Source organism: Streptomyces sp. SID486 (assembly GCF_009865385.1).
In the GTDB taxonomy this organism is placed as follows: Bacteria; Actinomycetota; Actinomycetes; order Streptomycetales; family Streptomycetaceae; genus Streptomyces.
Genome location: NZ_WWJT01000455.1, coordinates 38467 through 57041 on the forward strand (window position 1 = coordinate 38467; position 18575 = coordinate 57041).

Annotated in this window: 16 protein-coding genes and 1 pseudogene; 9 read left to right on the forward strand and 8 right to left on the reverse strand. The window is 70.9% G+C overall.

Translation table 11 applies throughout. The features are described from left to right. Positions 1-17 precede the first annotated feature (17 nt). The 3 genes from GT045_RS21535 to GT045_RS21545 all read left to right on the forward strand — a co-directional run bounded on the left by GT045_RS21535 (position 18) and on the right by GT045_RS21545 (position 2531). Positions 18-707, forward strand: a complete 690-nt coding sequence (locus GT045_RS21535; protein WP_161335127.1) for a GDSL-type esterase/lipase family protein — start codon at positions 18-20, stop codon at positions 705-707. A gap of 88 nt (positions 708-795) precedes the next feature. Next, entirely contained in the window at positions 796-1389 is a 594-nt protein-coding gene (locus GT045_RS21540; protein WP_161335128.1) for a Uma2 family endonuclease, read from the forward strand. A gap of 146 nt (positions 1390-1535) precedes the next feature. Further along, positions 1536-2531 (forward strand): aldo/keto reductase, encoded by a 996-nt coding sequence (locus tag GT045_RS21545; protein ID WP_161335129.1) that lies wholly within the window; start codon positions 1536-1538, stop codon positions 2529-2531. 206 nt (positions 2532-2737) lie between these two features. Here the strand turns inward: GT045_RS21545 and thpR are convergent, their stop codons facing one another. After that, positions 2738-3310, reverse strand: coding sequence for an RNA 2',3'-cyclic phosphodiesterase (gene thpR, locus GT045_RS21550; protein ID WP_161335130.1), 573 nt, complete (start codon positions 3308-3310; stop codon positions 2738-2740). 41 nt (positions 3311-3351) lie between these two features. Between thpR and GT045_RS21555 the strand changes: the two genes are divergently transcribed. Continuing rightward, positions 3352-3876, forward strand: coding sequence for a GNAT family N-acetyltransferase (locus tag GT045_RS21555; protein WP_161295275.1), 525 nt, complete (start codon positions 3352-3354; stop codon positions 3874-3876). A 178-nt stretch (positions 3877-4054) separates the two neighbouring features. Here the strand turns inward: GT045_RS21555 and GT045_RS21560 are convergent, their stop codons facing one another. Together GT045_RS21560 and GT045_RS21565 are read right to left on the reverse strand one after the other, a co-directional pair. Next, the gene (locus tag GT045_RS21560; protein ID WP_237538755.1) at positions 4055-5398 is read right to left on the reverse strand and encodes an MFS transporter; all 1344 of its coding nucleotides are present in this window, start codon (positions 5396-5398) and stop codon (positions 4055-4057) included. Positions 5399-5424: 26 nt separating this feature from the next. Further along, positions 5425-5862 carry a MarR family transcriptional regulator gene (locus GT045_RS21565; protein ID WP_076087155.1) on the reverse strand — a complete coding sequence of 146 codons (438 nt, stop codon included), beginning with the start codon at positions 5860-5862 and terminating at the stop codon, positions 5425-5427. A 155-nt stretch (positions 5863-6017) separates the two neighbouring features. On the opposite strand from GT045_RS21565, the gene GT045_RS21570 reads away from it, so the two are divergent. After that, positions 6018-6200, forward strand: a complete 183-nt coding sequence (locus GT045_RS21570; protein ID WP_161295277.1) for a ribbon-helix-helix protein, CopG family — start codon at positions 6018-6020, stop codon at positions 6198-6200. Between the two features lie 21 nt (positions 6201-6221). Here the strand turns inward: GT045_RS21570 and GT045_RS21575 are convergent, their stop codons facing one another. Next, the gene (locus GT045_RS21575; protein WP_161295279.1) at positions 6222-7673 is read right to left on the reverse strand and encodes an NCS2 family permease; all 1452 of its coding nucleotides are present in this window, start codon (positions 7671-7673) and stop codon (positions 6222-6224) included. Between the two features lie 171 nt (positions 7674-7844). Here GT045_RS21575 and GT045_RS21580 point away from each other — a divergent pair, with 171 nt between their 5' ends. Together GT045_RS21580 and GT045_RS21585 are read left to right on the forward strand one after the other, a co-directional pair. Further along, the gene (locus GT045_RS21580) at positions 7845-8111 is read left to right on the forward strand and encodes a DUF2530 domain-containing protein (protein ID WP_161335131.1); all 267 of its coding nucleotides are present in this window, start codon (positions 7845-7847) and stop codon (positions 8109-8111) included. A 109-nt stretch (positions 8112-8220) separates the two neighbouring features. Continuing rightward, positions 8221-10617 carry an HAD-IC family P-type ATPase gene (locus GT045_RS21585; RefSeq protein ID WP_161335132.1) on the forward strand — a complete coding sequence of 799 codons (2397 nt, stop codon included), beginning with the start codon at positions 8221-8223 and terminating at the stop codon, positions 10615-10617. A gap of 3 nt (positions 10618-10620) precedes the next feature. Here the strand turns inward: GT045_RS21585 and GT045_RS21590 are convergent, their stop codons facing one another. Beyond that, the gene (locus GT045_RS21590; protein ID WP_161335133.1) at positions 10621-12195 is read right to left on the reverse strand and encodes a trypsin-like serine protease; all 1575 of its coding nucleotides are present in this window, start codon (positions 12193-12195) and stop codon (positions 10621-10623) included. A gap of 106 nt (positions 12196-12301) precedes the next feature. Then, a complete protein-coding gene (locus GT045_RS21595; protein WP_345942708.1) occupies positions 12302-12781 on the reverse strand; it encodes a hypothetical protein in 480 nt (159 codons plus the stop codon). Positions 12782-13407: 626 nt separating this feature from the next. Between GT045_RS21595 and GT045_RS21600 the strand changes: the two genes are divergently transcribed. Both GT045_RS21600 and GT045_RS21605 read left to right on the forward strand, forming a co-directional pair. Then, the gene (locus tag GT045_RS21600) at positions 13408-16908 is read left to right on the forward strand and encodes an ALF repeat-containing protein (RefSeq protein WP_161335134.1); all 3501 of its coding nucleotides are present in this window, start codon (positions 13408-13410) and stop codon (positions 16906-16908) included. A gap of 8 nt (positions 16909-16916) precedes the next feature. After that, a complete protein-coding gene (locus GT045_RS21605; RefSeq protein WP_161335135.1) occupies positions 16917-17240 on the forward strand; it encodes a hypothetical protein in 324 nt (107 codons plus the stop codon). Between the two features lie 61 nt (positions 17241-17301). Here GT045_RS21605 and GT045_RS21610 read toward each other — a convergent pair whose 3' ends face one another. Both GT045_RS21610 and GT045_RS21615 read right to left on the reverse strand, forming a co-directional pair. Continuing rightward, the gene (locus GT045_RS21610; protein WP_161335136.1) at positions 17302-18084 is read right to left on the reverse strand and encodes a hypothetical protein; all 783 of its coding nucleotides are present in this window, start codon (positions 18082-18084) and stop codon (positions 17302-17304) included. A gap of 197 nt (positions 18085-18281) precedes the next feature. Then, positions 18282-18575: pseudogene (locus GT045_RS21615) on the reverse strand (hypothetical protein); the annotation flags it as partial.

Consider the following 18575-nt stretch of genomic DNA (forward strand, 5'->3'; position numbering starts at 1 on the left):
TCGTCCATCATGAGCGCATGCTTAGGTTCATGCCCGTGGGCGACTCCATGACGATCGGGAGCGCGGGCGAACACACCTGGCGTCACCAGCTGTGGCGGCATCTGTGCGGGACGTACGACGGCCCGTTCACCTTCGTCGGCCCGCGCGAGACGCTGTACGACAAGCAGACCGACGCCCCGACGTCCCTCGCCTACGCCGACCCCGACTTCCCGCGCGCCCACCTGGCGGGCTGGGGCGAGGGCTGGCTGCACATGGCCCCGCTGATCGGCGACGCGGTACGGGCCCACCGACCCGACGTCCTCCTGGTCTCCCTGGGCCTGATCGACCTGGGCTTCTACACGAACCCCGAGCAGACGGCGGAGAACGTCCGGGCCTTCGTCACCAACGCCCGGGAGGCGGACCCCCGCATCCGGATGGTGCTGCTCCCGGTCATCCCCAACATCCGGGCCGCGGCCGACGAGTCCTTCGCCGAGCAGGTGGACCTCTTCAACGTCCTGCTCGCCAAGACGGTGGCCGACCTGGACGAACCCCGCTCCCCGCTGCTGTCCGCCTCGGCGCCGGAGTCGTACGACATCCACACCGACACCTACGACGGCACGCATCCCAACGCGCGCGGGGAACACCTGATCGCGGAGGCGTTCGCGGGGGCGATGCGGGCGGCGTGGGGGTGGGGCGTCGGACGGGCGTACGTGGCTGGAACGAACTGACCGGGATCCGGCGTCACGTCCCCGCGGTGCCTATCGTTGTACCGCGCGGCTGCACTCGTCCGTGGGGCAGCCGGGGAGGAGCGCCACGATGACCGTCCTCGAAGACAGGATCGCCATGGCCGACGCCGACGACGAGACCGAGCGCCTGGACGAGTGGTTCGAGCGCCTGGAGCGGATGCCCGTCCCCGAAGGATTCAGGGCCGAGATTGTCGAGGGCAGCCTGTTCATGACGCCGCAGCGGGACATCCACTGGGAGATCATTCGCGAGTTCCTCTGGGCGATCGAGGACAAATTCGGCAGGGGGGCCAGGGTCTTCTCCGACGTCCGCATCGACTTCCCGGGACACGAGAACGGCTTCTGCCCTGACGTCGCCCTGCTCAAGGACTCCGCGGAGAAGGACGACACCGGCCACTGGCGGTACCAGGACGTCGAGTTCGTCGCCGAGGTCATCTCCAAGGCCACCGCCCAGAACGACTACGGCCCGAAGAAGACCGCCTACGCGGTCGCCGAGGTCCCCCTCTACGTCGTCGCCGACCCCTACCAGGGCCGCTGCTCCGTCTACACGCACCCCAAGGACGGCGACTACGCCACGCGGACGACCGTGGACTTCGGCACCGACGTCGACCTGACCGGCACCGTCGTCGATCTCGTCCTCAGGACCGACTCCTTCCCCCGCGACTAGGGCCCTCCTGAAGGATCTCCGTGGGTGAAGGAGCGGCGTCCGGTGCGTGCGCTCGGCCCCCGCGTCCGGAGCCGGGCAGGGCGCGCTCGCGGCGCCGGGCCGGGAGCGCTTGCCTGGAGCGCACTCCAAGCCGTTGGCTGGTGACCATGGAGTACACGCAGCTCGGACGCACGGGACTCAAGGTCAGCCGGCTCGTCCTCGGGACGATGAACTTCGGCCCGCAGACCGACGAGGCCGACAGTCACGCGATCATGGACGCGGCGCTGGCCGCGGGCATCAACTTCTTCGACACCGCCAACGTGTACGGCTGGGGCGAGAACAAGGGCCGGACCGAGTCGATCATCGGCGACTGGTTCGCCCAGGGCGGCGGGCGGCGCGACAAGGTCGTCATCGCCACCAAGGTGTACGGCAACATGTCCGCCGACGGCACACCCGCCTGGCCCAACAGCGACAAGCTCTCCGCGCTGAACATCCGGCGCGCGGTGGACGCCAGCCTGAAGCGGCTGCGGACGGACCACATCGACCTGTACCAGTTCCACCACGTCGACCGGGACACCCCGTTCGAGGAGATCTGGCAGGCGATCGACGTCCTCGTCCAGCAGGGCAAGATCCTCTACGCCGGCTCCTCCAACTTCCCCGGCTACAAGATCGCCCAGGCCAACGAGACCGCGGCGCGCCGCGGCGGCACCATCGGCCTGGTCAGCGAGCAGTGCCTGTACAACCTCGCCGAGCGCCGCGCCGAGATGGAGGTCATCCCGGCCGCGCGGGAGTACGGCCTCGGTGTCATCCCGTGGTCCCCGCTGCACGGCGGTCTGCTGGGCGGGATCATCAGGAAGGAGGTCCAGGGCGGTCGCCGTGCCTCGGGCCGGGCCGCCGACACCCTGAACGACGCGACGGCCCGCGCGCGCATCCAGGCGTACGAGGACCTGCTCGACAAGCACGGTCTGGAGCCCGGCGAGGTGGCACTGGCCTGGCTGCTGACCCGTCCCGGCGTGACCGGCCCGATCGTCGGCCCGCGCACCGCCGGACAGCTGGAGTCGGCGCTCAGGGCCGTGGAGCTGGAGCTGAGCGAGGAGCTGCTGACCGGCCTGGACGAGATCTTCCCCGGCCCGGGGCCGTCCCCGGAGGCGTTCGCCTGGTAGGCGCCCCGCAGAGTGCGGGGCCGCACCGACGTGCGGCCCCGCCGGGCGGGCGTGGCCGGGCGCGGACGGCTCGCGGCCGAACGGCGACCGCGCGCCCGCCGCTCCCGGCTCAGCGCATCGCTGAGGCCACGGCCACCACGACGAACAGCAACACAAGCGCACCGGCCATGATCCGGTTCCGGGTTTTCGGGTCCACGTATTCGAGACTAACCGCCCGCGCCGAGTGCCCAGCGGGCGACCACCTCGTAGCGCGGCTGTTCCCCGGGCACCCCGGACGCCGGCAGACGGCTGCGCACCAGCGCCACGTCGGCGACGCTCCAGCTCCGGCCGGCGAACTCGTGGAGCAGGCCGACGCAGGGCCGCACGTCCACCGCGTCCCGGCTGCGGGCCAGCGTCAAGTGGGCCTGGTAGCGCCGGTGTTCGCCCATCGGCACACCGGCCTTGCGCGCCGCCGCCTCGGCCCGGTCGGCCAGCAGCCGCAGCTCCTCCACGTCCCCCCGGGCGCCCGCCCACAGCACGCTTCCCCGGCCGAACTGGCCGCCGCCCGCGACGGCGAGCGTGAACGGTGCGGTACGCCGTGCCGCGCGGGCCAGGCGGTCCGACAGGCCGGGGACCAGGTCGTCGGCGACCTCGCCGTAGAAGGCGAGGGTGAAGTGCCAGCCGGGGCGGCCGGTCCAGCGCAGCCGGTCCGCGCCCGGCAGCTGCCTCAACCGGGCGACCTCCGCGGCGAGTTCGTCCGCGATGTCCTCCGGGGGCAGTACGGCGGCGAAGAGTCTCATGGACCTCACGATCCCAGACCCCGGACGGGCATGATGGGGCGATGACGATCACCATTCGTGAAGGCGGCCCCGACGACCTGCCCGCCGTGCTCGGCATGCTCGACAGCAGCGTGGAGTGGCTGGTCTCACAGGGGCGCACCGTCCAGTGGGGCACCGAGCCGCTGTCGCGGCACGAGAAGACGGTGGCGGCGGTCGTCCGGGCCATGGGCGAGGGCACGACGTACATCGCCGAGGTCGACGGCGTGCCCGCCGCCACGCTCACCCTCACCGACGGGCCCGGCTCCTACCTGTCACACCTTCCGGCGCCCGGGGAGGCCGAGCGGTACGTCCACTGGCTCGCCTCCGACCGCCGCTTCAAGGGGCGGGGCGCGGGCCGTGCGCTGCTGGAGCACGCCGCCCGGGTGACCCGGGAGGCCGGTGTGGGCCTGCTGCGCGTGGACTGCTACGCGGGCGGGGACGGCGCGCTGGTCGCCTACTACGAGGCCAACGGCTTCACCCCGACGCACCCCTACACCCACGGCCCGAACGACTGGCCGGGACAGGTGCTCGCCAGGAGGGTCGACTAACACCCTCCGGCCCGGGGCCCGGGGCCGCAGCTCACCGGGGCGGAATCCGCCGCGGCCCGGGGCCACGCCTCACCGGGCCGGAAACCGCCGGGGCCCGGGGCCACGCCTCACCGGGCCGGAAACCGCCGGGGCCCGGGGCCACGGCGCACCGGGCCGCAGGCCCCGGGGCCCGGGAGGGTCAGGCGGCCGTCGCCAGTTCCTCCCGCTCGCGCGGGACGAAGCGGACCCGCGGGTGGCCGCGGTGCCAGCCCACCGACAGCCGCAGACCGCCGATACGGGCCAGGACCAGGCCGATCGCGCCGGCCGCGAGCGCCGACACCGCGCCGCCGGCCGCGAAGCCGACCCGGGCGCCGTAGGTGTCGGTGATCCAGCCGACCACCGGCGCACCCAGCGGCGTGCCGCCCATGAACACCATCATGAACAGGGCCATCACCCGGCCGCGCATGGCCGGGTCGGTGCCCATCTGCACGGCGGTGTTCGCGGTGACGTTCACCGTCAGGCCGAAGATCCCGATCGGCACCATGAGCAGCGCGAACAGCCAGTACGACGGCACCACCGCGGCGACGATCTCCAGCGCGCCGAAGGCCAGCGCGGCGGCGATCAGGATGCGCAGCCGGGCCGTGCCGCGCCGGGCGGCCAGCAGCGCGCCGACCAGCGAGCCGACGGCCATCAGGGTGTTGAAGAGGCTGTAGCCGCCGGCTCCGGCGTCGAAGACGTCGTCCGCGTAGGCGGACAGCCAGACCGGGAAGTTGAAGCCGAAGGTGCCGATGAAGCCGACCAGGACGATCGGCCAGATCAGCTCCGGCCGCTTCGCCACATAGCTGAGCCCCTCCCGCAGCTGGCCCTTGCCGCGCGGCGCGCGCCGCACCACGTGCAGTTCACGGGCGCGCATCAGCAGCAGGCCGGTGATCGGCGCGGCGAAGGACAGGCCGTTGGCGAGGAACGCCCAGCCGGTGCCCACACCGGTGATCATCAGGCCGGCCACGGCGGGGCCGACGAGCCGGGCGGACTGGAAGTTCGCCGAGTTCAGGCTGACCGCGTTCTGCAGCTGGTCGGGGCCGACCATCTCCGAGACGAAGGACTGGCGGGCCGGGTTGTCGACCACCGTGGCGAGTCCGACGGCGAAGGCGGCGACGTAGACGTGCCAGACCTGGACATGGCCGGTGAGGGTCAGCGCGGCGAGCGCGAGTCCGGCGACGGCCATCGACGCCTGGGTGACCAGCAGCGCGGGCCGCTTGGGCAGGCGGTCCACGAGAACGCCGCCGTAGAGGCCGAACAGCAGCATCGGCAGGAACTGCAGGGCCGTCGTGATGCCGACGGCCGCGGAGGAGCCGGTGAGGCTGAGGACCAGCCAGTCCTGGGCGATGCGCTGCATCCAGGTGCCGGTGTTGGAGACGACCTGGCCGATGAAGAAGAGGCGGTAGTTCCGGATCTTCAGCGAGCTGAACATCGAGGACTTGCGGGAAACGGGGGTGGTGGTGGTCGGTGCGGGGGCGGAAGGTATTCCGGATCCCGTACTCAAAAGGGTCGCCTCCTCGATCGGCGGGTCTACAGGTGTGCGAGCTTCTCCAGCACGGGGGCGGCGGCGCGCAGGGCGGCCCACTCGTCCTCGTCGAGGCCCTCGACCAGGCCGGCCAGGAACGCGTTGCGCTTGCGGCGGCTCTCCTCGAGCATCGCCTCGGCCTGCTCGGTCTGGGTGACGACCTTCTGGCGCCGGTCCTCGGGGTGCGGCTCCAGCCGGACCAGCCCCTTGGCTTCGAGCAGCGCGACGATGCGGGTCATCGACGGCGGCTGGACGTGCTCCTTGCGGGCGAGTTCGCCCGGGGTGGCCGAGCCGCAGCGGAAGAGGGTGCCGAGCACCGACATCTCGGTGGGGCTCAGCGACTCGTCGACCCGCTGGTGCTTGAGGCGACGGGACAACCGCATCACGGCGGAGCGGAGGGAGTTCACGGCGGCAGCGTCGTCGCCATGGGTAAGGTCCGGCATGTTCGTTAGGGTAACTCATTACCCTGACTAAAGACCACTCGGGCGCGCCCGCGGTGCCCGTGACGACCGCCACTGAATCCTCTGATCACCCGTACGGGTGAGCCGGGTCCGGAAAGTCACGCGTCGGGCGGCCGGATGTGGCGACCCTCGTACGCATGGGGACCAGCGTGCTCAGCCTGCGGATAGACGGGGAGCTGCTCGAAAGGCTCCGGCACCACGCGGCGATAAGAGGAATGAGCGTCCAGGACTATGTCGTCCGGACGCTCATTCGGGGTGACTTCGACGAACGGTTCAGGACCGCCGTCGAGGAGACGGAGAAGTTCTACGGGGTGACGTGACAGCTCACGCGCGGGGGCGGATCAGGTCAGGCCCAGCGCCGGCATCAGGTAGTAGAAGGCGAAGACGGCCGAGACGACGTACATCGGCACCGGGATCTGCCGGGCCCGTCCGGCGACCAGGCGCAGGACCGTGAAGGTGATGAAGCCCATGCCGATGCCGTTCGTGATCGAGTAGGTGAACGGCATCATCAGCATCGTCACGAAGGCCGGGATCGCGATGGTGTGGTCCGCCCAGTCGATCTCCTTGATGGAGTTCGACAGGATCAGGAAGCCGACCGCGATCAGCGCCGGGGTGGCCGCCTGGGAGGGGACCATGGTGGCGATCGGGGTGAGGAAGAGCGCCACGGCGAACAGGCCGCCCGTGACGACGTTCGCGAGACCGGTACGGGCGCCCTCACCGACGCCGGCGGTGGACTCCACGAAGGCGGTGGTGGCCGAGGAGGAGCTGGCACCGCCCGCGGCGACCGCGAGGCCGTCGACCAGGAGGACCTTGTTGATGCCGGGCATGTAGCCCTCGGCGTCGGTCAGCTTGGCCTCGTCGCTGACGCCCATGATCGTGCCCATCGCGTCGAAGAAGCACGACAGCAGGACGGTGAAGACGAAGAGGATGCCGGTCAGCACACCGACCTTGGAGAAGCCGCCGAACAGGCTGACCTGGCCGACCAGGCCGAAGTCGGGGGTGGAGACGGGGTTGCCCGGCCACTTCGGCACCGTCAGGCCCCAGGAGGGGATGGTGGCGACCGCGTTGACGACCACCGCGAGGACGGTCATGCCGACGATGGAGATGAGGATCGCGCCCGGCACCTTGCGGACGATCAGCGCGAAGGTGAGCAGCGCGCCCAGGATGAAGACGAGCACCGGCCAGCCGGTGAGGTGACCGCCCGTGCCCAGCTGGAGCGGGACGGTGGTCTGGGCGGCGTCCGGCATACGGGTGACGAAGCCGGAGTCCACCAGGCCGATCAGCATGATGAACAGGCCGATACCGATCGAGATCGCCTTGCGCAGCCCGAACGGCACGGCGTTCATCACGCGCTCACGCAGTCCCGTGGCGACCAGCAGCATGACCACGAAGCCGGCCAGGACGACCATGCCCATGGCGTCGGGCCAGGACATGCGCGGCGCCAGCTGGAGCGCGACGACCGAGTTCACGCCGAGGCCGGCGGCGAGCGCGATCGGCACGTTGCCGATGACACCCATGAGCAGCGTGGAGAACGCGGCCGTCAGCGCGGTCGCCGTCACCAGCTGGCCGTTGTCCAGGTGATGCCCGTACATGTCCTTCGCGCTGCCGAGGATGATCGGGTTCAGCACGATGATGTAGGCCATCGCGAAGAAGGTGGCGAGACCGCCGCGGATCTCACGGGCCAGGGAGCTGCCGCGCTCGGAGATCCTGAAGTAGCGGTCGAGGGCGCCGAAGGCGGGCGAACCGCCCGGCTTTTCGGGGGTGGGGACCTTGGCGGGTGCCGAGGTGGACATGCGAGACCTCCACCAGCGGGGTTCCCCCGAGCCCCGTTGGAGTTTCGTACGAGCGGAAGTGGTCAAAGACAAACGGTTTCAGTATGAAGATATAAGGGAGAGATCGCCATCTCCGCGCGTAGACCTGATCGGCCCGTCGCCCGCCCCGGCGTGGCCCATAAGCTGTTCCCCATGGCCAAGTGGACCCCCAAGCACGAGGCGCCCGAGCCCCTGGAGGGCCCCGTGGTCGCCACCATCACCGGCGGCACGATCGTGTGGTTCGTGCTCTTCCTCCTCCAGCTGCCCTTCTACGGCTGGTTCGACGACCACGGGCACCTGTGGTGGCTCTGGACCTGCCTGGCCGGGGGCGGGCTGGGACTGATCGGCGTCTGGTACGTCCGCAGGCGGGACGCGGCGATCAAGCGGGACGCCGCGCCGCGCCCGGCAACGGCGGAGTAGCCACCCGGCCCGACGGCCGGACCGCGGGCAGGCCCCGGACACCTCCGCCCACGGCCTCGGCCGGCCGGCGAGCGGGCACATGCGGACATCCCCACGTACCGTCGAATGCATGAGCCATATAGACGCGGGTGCCGAACTCGATCCCGTGCATCCGGTGGCCCTTCCCGCGAGTCCGTCGGCCGGACTGACCGGCGCCCAGGTGGCGGACCGGGTCGCACGCGGACTCGTCAACGACGTGCCGGCGCGCAGCAGCCGGTCGCTGGGCGAGATCGTCCGGGCCAACGTCTTCACCCGGTTCAACGCGGTCATCGGCGTGCTCTGGGTCATCATGCTGTGCGTCGCGCCGATCCAGGACAGCTTCTTCGGCTTCGTGATCCTCGCCAACACCGGCATCGGCATCGTCCAGGAATGGCGGGCCAAGCAGACGCTGGACTCCCTCGCCGTGATCGGCGAGTCCCGGCCGACGGTACGGCGGGACGGGGTCGCCACCGAGATCCCCACCGCCGGGATCGTCCTCGACGACGTCATCGAGATCGGCCCCGGCGACAAGATCGTGGTCGACGGCGTGTGCGCGGAGGCGGACGGACTGGAGATCGACGAGTCGCTGCTCACCGGTGAGGCCGACCCGGTCGTCAAACGCCCCGGGGACCCGGTCCTGTCCGGCAGCTTCGTGGTCGCGGGCGGCGGCGCCTTCCGGGCCACCAAGGTCGGTCGCGAGGCGTACGCCGCCCAGCTCGCCGAGGAGGCGTCCCGCTTCACGCTCGTCCACTCCGAGCTGCGCAGCGGTATCTCCACGATCCTGAAGTACGTCACCTGGATGATGGTCCCGGCGGCCGTCGGACTCGTCATCACCCAGCTCGTCGTCAAGAACGACCACCTCAAGGAGGCCGTGGCCCGCACGGTCGGCGGGATCGTGCCGATGGTGCCCGAGGGCCTGGTGCTGCTCACCTCCGTCGCCTTCGCGATCGGCGTCATCCGGCTGGGCCGCAAGCAGTGCCTGGTGCAGGAGCTGCCGGCCATCGAGGGCCTGGCCCGCGTCGACACCGTCTGCCTGGACAAGACCGGCACCCTCACCGAGGGCGGCATGGACGTCACCGAGCTGCGTCCGCTGGACGGGGCCGACGAGGACTACGTCCGCAAGGTCCTCGGCGCGCTCGGCGAGTCCGACCCGCGCCCGAACGCCTCCCTCCAGGCGATCATCGACGCCTACCCCGACAGCGTGGACTGGCGCTGTGTGGAGTCGCTCCCGTTCTCCTCGGCCCGCAAGTACAGCGGGGCCGCGTTCAGCGAGGGCGACGGCGAGACCAGCACCTGGCTGCTGGGCGCCCCGGACGTCCTCCTCGCCGAAGGCGACCCGGCGCTGGCCGAGACCGAGCGGCTCAACGAGCAGGGCCTGCGGGTACTGCTGCTGGCCCGCGCCCGCCGCGACCTGGACGACGCCGAGCCGGCCCGGGGCGCCCGTCCCACCGCCCTGGTGGTGCTGGAACAGCGGCTGCGGCCCGACGCCTCCGACACGCTGCGCTACTTCGCCGACCAGGACGTCCGTGCCAAGGTCATCTCCGGGGACAACGCGGTGTCCGTCGGCGCCGTCGCCACCAAGCTGGGGCTGGAGGGCGCGGCGGTGGACGCGCGGCAGCTGCCCGCAGAGCAGCCGGCGATGGCGCGGGCCCTGGACTCGGCCACCGTCTTCGGACGGGTCTCCCCGCAGCAGAAGCGGGACATGGTCGGCGCGCTCCAGTCGAGCGGCCACACGGTCGCGATGACCGGGGACGGCGTGAACGACGTGCTGGCCCTGAAGGACGCGGACATCGGGGTCGCCATGGGCTCCGGCTCGGAGGCCACGCGGGCGGTGGCGCAGATCGTGCTGATGGACAACAGCTTCGCAAGCCTGCCGTCGGTGGTCGGCGAGGGCCGCCGGGTGATCGGCAACATCACGCGCGTGGCGACGCTGTTCCTGGTGAAGACCGTCTACTCGGTGCTGCTGGCGCTGCTGGTGGTGTGCTGGCAGGTGGAGTACCCCTTCCTGCCCCGCCACCTGACGCTGCTGTCCACGCTCACCATCGGCGTCCCGGCCTTCTTCCTGGCGCTCGCCCCCAACAACGAGCGGGCCAGACCCCATTTCGTGCGCCGGGTGATGCGGTACGCGGTCCCCGGCGGCGTGCTGGCGGCGGTGGCGACCTTCGTGACGTACCTGCTCGCGCGGCACCACTACACCGGTGCCGGTGCCCTGGACGCGGAGACCAGCGCGGCCACCCTGACCCTGTTCCTGATCTCCATGTGGGTGCTGGCGATCATCGCCCGCCCCTACACGTGGTGGCGGGTGGTCCTGGTGGCCGCGATGGGCGCGGCCTTCCTGCTGGTCCTCGCCGTCCCCGCGCTGCAGGACTTCTTCGCGCTGCGGCTGGTCGGCATGGCGATGCCGTGGACGGCGGTCGGCGTGGCCGTGGTGGCGGCGGCCGTCCTGGAGTACCTGTGGAGACGGATCGACCGCCGCTTCCCGGACTGACCCTCACACGGCGGGCCACATCCCCTTGCCGGCCGCCAGGCCGCCCTTGCCATCACCCGCGTACCAGCGCAGATCGCCGCTGGCGGTCAGCGCGGCGAGGTCGGCGTTGCCGTCACCGTTGAAGTCGCCGCCCAGCACCGCCCGGTTCGTGGCCCAGGACTTGCCGGACGACATCGAACGGCCCTTGTCGAAGGTGCCGTCGGCCTTGCCCGGGTACAGGCTCAGCGATCCGTCGGCCGCGACGGCGGCGATGTCGTCACGGCCGTCGCCGGTGAAGTCACCGGTGGCGATGAACTTCTTCTTCCAGGACTTGTCCGGCCACATCGACTTCTTCTGGTTCACGAGATTGCCGTCGGCATCCCTCTTGTAGGTGTAGAGGGAGCCGTCGGGCCACTGGAACAGCAGGGTGTCGTGCCCCGGAGTCTTGCTGTGCAGGGTGGCGGCGGGCAGACCGTCCTTCCACGCGGTGTCGTTCCACAGGCCGGGCCGCGTCCACAGGTTGGGAATCATGGAGTGCCGGCCGCCGAGGGAGAGCTCCCCCTTGCTCTCGACGGTGACGACCTCCAGCCCCGCCCCCTCCTGGAAGTCGCCCGCGACGAGCTGCCGTTCCTCGGTGGTGCCGAGGCCGGAGAGGCCGGCCCCGTACTGCAGCGTGCCGTCGGGGCGGCCGTAGAAGACGTGAACGACTCCGCGGACCAGGACGGCCGCGATGTCCGTGCGGCCGTCGCCGTTGAAGTCGCCCGCCGTCACGGCGTCGGTGACGTAGTCCTTCCGGCTCGTCAGCCGGACCCGCTGCACCCAGTCCGCGATGTCGTCGACACGGGTGGCGACGGCACCCGTGCGGGTCTCGTCGCTGCCGAAGCAGCCGCCGTTCCAGGAGGCGGTGACCACACCGATCACCTGGCCCCGCGCGTTCAGGACCGGACCGCCGGCGTCACCCTGGCACAGAGCGCCACCGCCGCCGGCCGGTGAGAGGGCCAAGGTGGAACTGTCGACGGTGTCCACGTCGAACGAGCCGGTGTGGGCACGCCCCGGGACCCATTCGTCCTTGGTACGGCCGAACCCGACCGCCCTGAGCTCGTCACCCGTGGCCGGGACGGCCGTACCGACGGTGGCCTCCGGGTGGTCCTTGAAGGGGCCGTCCAGCGGGTTGTCGATGGTGGCGGGGTCGCTGAGCCGGGCCATGACCAGGTCGCGGTCGGGGTGCGGGACGATCTCCTGCACCTGCTGCTTGAAGACCGCTTCCGCGGAGGGATGGTTGTCGCCGTCGAGGGTCACCACCGTCGTGTACGGCGGCTTCCCTGTGGCGAGCTTGGTGGCGTGTCGGGGGTCGGCCATGAAGCAGCTGGCCGAGGTGAGCACCCACTGGCTGTCGACGAGGGTCCCGGAGCAACTGCGCTCGTCGTCGCTGCCGTAGGCGATGTGGAGCTTCACCGCGTACTGGTCGGTGCCGTCCGGTACCTGGTCACCGACGACAGACTGGGCCGGCGTCGCTCCCATGAGTCCGGTCGTCAGGCCGACCGTCAGGATCCCGGCGGTCCACGCCGTGCGCTTCCCGCGCGAACGGGGCTGTGTCACGTTTCCCTCATCACAGGCTTGTTCTGCGTAGGCAGAAGATGTGCGGGTCCGCGCGCCGTCTGGGGCGCGGACGTGGGGCAGGGGCTGCGCTGCGGCAACAGTCGGGTCAGCCGGTCACGCGGAGTTCGACCAGCACGGACCTGGCGCCGCCGACGGTGCCTTCGCCGACGGACTCGAAGCCGCCCTTGGGCACGTCGACCGTCGTCGTCCTGCCGTCTGCGGTCAGGTCCGCACTCACCGGGTGGTCGGTGGTCTCGACCGCGAAGATGCGCGGGAGTTCGAGCGTGAGGCGGCCGGCCTTGGCCGTCGCCTTGAAGCAGTAGGAGCCCTTCCGGCCGACGGAGTCGTCCTGCACCGTGAGCACACGGATCTGCTGGGCTGCCTGGTCGCAGTCGACGAGCAGGATGTGGCCGTCGCCCTTCTTCAGCTTGATCCCCTTCTCGGTCAGGATCCGGTCGGCTCGCGGATATCCGTAGTCCTCGACCGCGACGGGGGGAGCGGACGGGGCCGGTGCGGGAGGCGGGTCGTCCGCGACGGCCACGGAGACTCCGGCCAGCGTGGCGAGGGAGAGCACGACTGCGGACACGATGATTTTTCGGGCAGGGAAAGACACCGAGGATTCCCTTCAGGCAGCGTTGCACGAAATGGCGATAACCTCACACCGAGGCGAATCAAGGCACCACAAAATTAACCCCCGTAAAAAAAATAAAAGGCCCCCGGAGTCGCGTCCACAGACATAGGAGACGCCGACTAAACAGCCTTGGAGTAGACACGCTGCTGGTCAGGCAGCGGTAAAGGCAGGCCACAGGTTAGTCAAAGCGTCGCGGTCACGTCAACGCCCCACCCGCACAACCTTCACCTCACCACCTCAATTACGTCATCTTTTGTGCTCCTATAGGGCCTCATAGAGGACGCCCTTCCGCGACGGGCCTCACAGTGGGTTCCACGACTGGAAACCGGGTTTTCCCTCAAGATCGATCGCGTTAAGCTGCCTCCTCCACAATTCGGCGACTCGCATTCGGGGGCGTCGCCGAGGACCGAGACAGGTGCTCAGTGAATCGAAGAACTGACCAGTTCGATGGCACGAGGAGAACCCCGCGGTTGATACGCCGTGCGGCATTGGGTCTATTGCCTCTGGCACTCACCGCCGGCCTCTTGGGCGCGGCCCCCGCCGCGGGAGCCGCGCCGGCCGGAGCAGGCGTCCGGGCGGCCGTGCAGCAGGTGACCGGTACCGAACGGCGCGGCCTCGTCGTCGACTACTGGAAGAGCGGCGGTCCCGGTGTCAAGGCGGCCGCCGAGGCGGCGCTCACGGGCAGCGACGCGGACGTCCAGGCGTTCCTGGACGTCGCCGAAAATCTGAACCTCCAGGACGAACGGGTCAGCGCCGCCCAGCTCGCCTCCCTCGGCGGCACGGAGCTGTTGGGCGCGGCACGCGCGGCGCTGAACGGCACCCAGGAGGAGCTGGAGACCTTCCTCAGCTGGGGCTGGGAAGCCCCAGCCGAGCAGGACAGCCGCGTCCGCGTGGCCCAGATCATCGACACGAGCGGTCCCAACGTGCAGAGCGCCGGCCGCGCCGCGCTCGCCGGAACCGCCGACGACGTGCAGAAGTTCCTCTCCGAAGGCCAGTACACCCAGCAGCAGCAGGACGAGCGGGTCCAGCTCGTGCAGATCATCAGTGTGGGTGGCACCAACGTACGGGCCGCCGGCCGCATAGCCCTTGACGGAACCCCCGCGGACATCCACGAGTTCCTGACCGTCGGGCAGTTCACCGCCCGGGCCAAGGACGAGGAACACGCCTCGGTCGCCGAACTCGCTGAACAGGCGACGGAGGCCGGACGGCAGGCGGCCAAGGAGACCACGGCAGCCAAGGCCGAGTCCGCCAAGGCGGTCAAGGCGGCGGAACTGGCCAAGGAAGCCGCGCTGGAGGCGCAGGCCGAGGCGAAGGCCGCCAAGAACGACACCGACCGGGCAGGGCGCGCCGCCATGCGGGCTGCCACAGCGGCATCCCAGGCGGCTGCCTCCGCGCAGCGGGCGATCGAGGCGGCCAACGCGGCGAACAACTCCGCTCGCGTAGCCGCGAACGCCGCGGCACAGGCGGCGGCCGCGGCCGCGGGTGCCTCGCAGGCCGCGTCGCGCGCCCGCGGAGCCGCTGCCGACGCGGCGGTGGACGCAAAGAACGCGGACGCGGCCCGCAAAGCCGCCGAAGCCGCCGACAAGGCGGCGCAGGGCGCCGACAAGGCTTCCCAGGCCGCCGACCAGGCCGCCAAGGCCGCCGATGCCGCCGGTGACGCCGCGCACTCGGCCGCGAGCGCGGGCGCCAACGCCAAGGCCGCCGCAGCCGCCGCCGACGAGGCGGGCAGCTATGCCGACCAGTCCAGTGCCGAGGCCGCCACGGCACGCGCCGCCGCGGCAGCCGCCCGACGGCACGCCGCGGAGGCAGACCGGGCCGCAGCCGACGCCGAGGCCCTCGCCCGCAAGTCAGCCGTCGCCGCCCGGGAAGCCCGGGACGCCGCGACGTCCGCCGCCACCCATGCGCGCAACGCCGGCAAGGCCGCCCGGGAGGCGGCGGAGCAGGCCGGCAATTCGGCGCAGGCGGCGGCCAGATCCACGCAGCACGCCAATGCCGCGACCGAAGCGGCCAACGATGCCACGGCCGCCGTGGCCAAGGCCCAGCAGATCTACAAGCTCTCCCGCGAGGTGGAGTCCGCTGAGCTGCTGGCCCGGACCAACGCCGGCATCGAGCGCGCGCGGGACGACAAGGAGCACGACGACACCCGTACCGCGGCGCAGACGGCGCTGGAGAAGGAGGCCACGGACCAGCGGACCGAACGGGACCTGCTGGTGGCCAAGGCCGCCGCAGCCGGCGCCGACCTGGGCGCTGTGGCCAGGCAGGGCCGTGCCCTCGCCGTGCGTGTCATGAAGAAGGGCGGTACGGCGTGGGGCCGTGCCGCCGCCGAAGCCGCTCTCGGCGGTACCGACGAGACGGTCCTCGACTACCTGCGCACCGGCTGGCAGACGGCCGAGGAGCAGGACCAGCGAGCGTACGTCGCGCGTCTCGCCGAGGAGAGCGAGAGCAAGACGGTCCGGGACGCGGCCGAGCAGGCGCTGGACGGTGACGCGGCCACCGTCGCCGCGTTCGTGGACAAGGGCCAGTACCAGGTGGCGGCCGAGGACATGCGCGTCGCGATCGCCCAGACGCTCGACGGCGCCGGTCCCGTCCTCACGGACGCCGGCCGCAAGGCGCTGAACACCGGTGACCCGAAGCAGTACAGCGCGTTCCTGACCAGGACGCAGGACACCGCGCGGACACAGGACGAACGCGTCCGGGCGGCACAGCTGATCGACGGCGGCACACCCGAGGTGAAGGCAGCCGCCCGGATCGCCCTGGAGGGCTCGCCGCAGGCGCTGCACGCGTTCATCGTCGCCGGCCAGTACCAGGCGCTGCGCAGGGACCACCTGACCGCCACCCACGTGGCCCAGGTGCAGAAGATGATCGCGGACGCCGGGAAGGTGGCGGCCACCGCACGGAAGGACGCCGCCACGGCCCAGCAGGTGGCCGCGACCGCCCGCAAGGCCAAGGACGACGCCAAGGACTGGGCGACGAAGGCGAACACGGCGTACGGCGACGCGCAGGCGTACGCCAAACAGGCCGACCAGTACGCCAAGGACGCCGAGGCGTCCGCGGCCAAGGCGGCGGCATCCGCGAAGACAGCCCGGGACGCGGCGAACCGGGCGGACGCCTCCGCGGCGGACGCGGCCAGGTCCGCGGCGGACGCCACGCTGTCCTCCGAGGTCGCCCAGGCATCGGCGTCGGAGGCGTCGTACTACGCCGACCAGGCGTGGAAGTCCGCCGTCGAGGCGGGCAAGGACTCCGATGCGGCGCTGAAGGCGCTGAACGACGCCTACCAGGTCGCGCTGAAGAAGTACGAACAGGAGGAGAAGGCCCGGCGCAAGGCCGCCGTACAGGCCAAGGAGAAGGCGAAGAACGACCCCGGGGCGCGGGCCCGGGAGATGTACCGCTGCGGGCAGGGCTACATCCCCTGCGACCCGCAGGGCTTCGCCCGCTGGTGCCAGCACAAGGAGACCTACTGCGACGTTCTCGCGCACTCCAAGGAGCTGAGCGACGCGGCGGACACGCTCTGGAACCTGGAGAAGGAGCTGCTCGGCCTCGGTCAGTACGAGGAGTGCATGCAGAACAAGGACTTCGACTCCTGCAAGGGTCTGGCGGTCGACGTCCTGCTCAGCGGCAAGCTGAAGCTCCTGGACCGGCTGTACGACAAGGTCAAGGTCCTGAAGAAGGGCTGCCGCATCCTGGACAAGGCGCCCCTGCGGTCGGCGTCCTCGGTCCGTCCCGCGTCGGTCCGTCCCGCGTCGGCGGGGCTCGCCGCCGCCTCGGGCGGCGTCCCGTGCGGGGAGCACAAGGTCCCGGGTCTGCCCCGGCCCACCAGCAAGATCCCGGACAGTTCGGACTGCCGGGCGTGCGCCGAGCGCATCCGGGAGAGCCTCGGCGGCGGTGAGCTGAAGGTGATCAGGCCCATGCGCCCCTTCAACTCCCTCCCGCAGTACCGCGGCCAGGACACGTTCTGGGGTGAGCACGTCGTCCTGGTGTACAACGGCCGTGTCTACGACGGCTTCGGCCCAAAGGGCGGGGAGACCATCTCCGAGTTCAAGGGCAAGTGGCAGTACAACGACGTCATCGACTTCGGCTTCTGAGGTGTGCCGTGACTGACGCAGAGCTGATCGGGAGCATCCGCGACCGGCCGGGCATGTACGCCCTGGACGGCACCTACTACGCGGCGGCCATGCTCGTCACGGGCATCGACCTCGGCACGTCGGGGCGGCTGCTCGACGGGTGGCGGGACTGGCTGCTCGCCCGCAAGGGCGAGGAGAGCAGTTTCATGTGGATCCCGCTGGTCCTGGAGGACGCCTTCCCCGGCTCGGAGATCCGGCACTGGAGCCAGCTGACCGAAGGGCAGCAGCGCCGGGCCGTGGACCACCTCTTCACCCTGCTGCTCGCGTTCCTGTCCGAACGGGACGCGGCATAGCGCGACGGCCGCGCCGCCGGTGTGGCTCCGGGGGCGCGGCCGTGCGTGTGCGGGCCGGGATCTACTGCACGTCGACGTAGTCACCCGCGGCGCTGACGGGCGCCGAGGGGGTGGATCCGGCGTAGGTGAAGCGGTAGTAGCCGTCGTAGCCGGCCGTGACCGTCGTCTTCAGGGCGCCCGTGGAGGACGAGGTGACGGTCTTGACGGTGGTGTAGGCGGTGGCGCCGGCCTTGCGGAACTGGAGCTGGACGGACTGGCTGCTGAAGACGCCGTACGTGCCGCGCTCCCAGTCGGCGCGGGTCAGCTTGCCGGTGACGGTGAGGATCTTGCCCTTCTTCACCGGCTCCGGGGCGGCGTCGGTGGTGAGCTTGGTGGCGCGGCGGATCGGCAGAGTACCGAGGTCGCTCTGCCGCTTCTCGGCGCGGGTCTTATTGTCCTGGGCGATGCCGCCCTGCTTCCAGGTGCCGGCGTCCGAGTTCCAGAGTTCGTCGGCGGGGATGGTGATCGTGGCCGAGCAGTTCACGGTGGTCGTGTCGACCGTGGTGCAGGTGCCCGGGGCGTCGCTGCCGACCAGGGTGTCGGGGTCCGCCGCCGAGGTCCCGCGGTAGAGCAGCGGGCCGGTGTCGACGTTCGCCATGGAGACCGTGGTGGGGTGCGTGACGGTGTACGTCGCCGAGACCCTGACCGTCGAGCCGGCGCCGATGGAGAGCGCCTTGCCGCTGTTGATCTTCACGTTGGAGAAGGTGACGTTCGGGGCGACGGGCGCCGCGTGGGCGGCGGGCACGGCGAAGGCGGAGAGGGCCAGGGCGCCGGTGACGGCGGCCACGGTGGCTCGAATGCGCATGTGCGTTCCCTAGGAGGGAGAAGTGATCGTGGAGTCGGTCGACTCGGGCGATCAGATCCGCGGGGCACGCGAAGGGTTGTACGGCAAGGGTGCTTCCCGGCCAGAATTGGCAGGGGCATTACCTGCACATGACATAAGTGAGAAGAAACGTTCCGGCCCCGGGATGGACGCACCCCCGGGGGCCGGACCGGTGCCGCCTACTTCACGTCGACGAAGTCACCCGCGGCGCTGACCGCCGCCGTGGTCGTGGTGCCCGCGAAGGAGAAGCGGTAGTAGCCGTCGGCCGTGGCCTTGGCCGTCGTCTTCAGGCTGCCCGCGGAGTTCGTCCTGACGGTCTTCAGCGTGGTGTAGGCGCTGGAGCCCTTCTTGCGGAACTGGAGCTTCACGGGCTGGCCGCTGTAGCCGTGGTACTTGTGGTCCTGCCAGTCGGCCCGGGTGAGCCTGCCCGTGACGGTGAGGGTCCTGCCCTTCTTCACCGGCTCCGGGGCCGC

What these genes read in the sequence shown, in the direction of transcription:
- GT045_RS21575 (WP_161295279.1), bottom strand. Translation starts at nt 7,673, where the DNA reads ATGTCCACCTCGGCACCCGCCAAGGTCCCCACCCCCGAAAAGCCGGGC.
- GT045_RS21535 (WP_161335127.1), top strand. Translation starts at nt 18, where the DNA reads ATGCTTAGGTTCATGCCCGTGGGCGACTCCATGACGATCGGGAGCGCG.
- GT045_RS21545 (WP_161335129.1), top strand. Translation starts at nt 1,536, where the DNA reads ATGGAGTACACGCAGCTCGGACGCACGGGACTCAAGGTCAGCCGGCTC.
- GT045_RS21585 (WP_161335132.1), top strand. Translation starts at nt 8,221, where the DNA reads ATGAGCCATATAGACGCGGGTGCCGAACTCGATCCCGTGCATCCGGTG.
- GT045_RS21570 (WP_161295277.1), top strand. Translation starts at nt 6,018, where the DNA reads ATGGGGACCAGCGTGCTCAGCCTGCGGATAGACGGGGAGCTGCTCGAA.
- GT045_RS21580 (WP_161335131.1), top strand. Translation starts at nt 7,845, where the DNA reads ATGGCCAAGTGGACCCCCAAGCACGAGGCGCCCGAGCCCCTGGAGGGC.
- GT045_RS21565 (WP_076087155.1), bottom strand. Translation starts at nt 5,862, where the DNA reads ATGCCGGACCTTACCCATGGCGACGACGCTGCCGCCGTGAACTCCCTC.
- thpR (WP_161335130.1), bottom strand. Translation starts at nt 3,310, where the DNA reads ATGAGACTCTTCGCCGCCGTACTGCCCCCGGAGGACATCGCGGACGAA.
- GT045_RS21540 (WP_161335128.1), top strand. Translation starts at nt 796, where the DNA reads ATGACCGTCCTCGAAGACAGGATCGCCATGGCCGACGCCGACGACGAG.
- GT045_RS21555 (WP_161295275.1), top strand. Translation starts at nt 3,352, where the DNA reads ATGACGATCACCATTCGTGAAGGCGGCCCCGACGACCTGCCCGCCGTG.
- GT045_RS21610 (WP_161335136.1), bottom strand. Translation starts at nt 18,084, where the DNA reads ATGCGCATTCGAGCCACCGTGGCCGCCGTCACCGGCGCCCTGGCCCTC.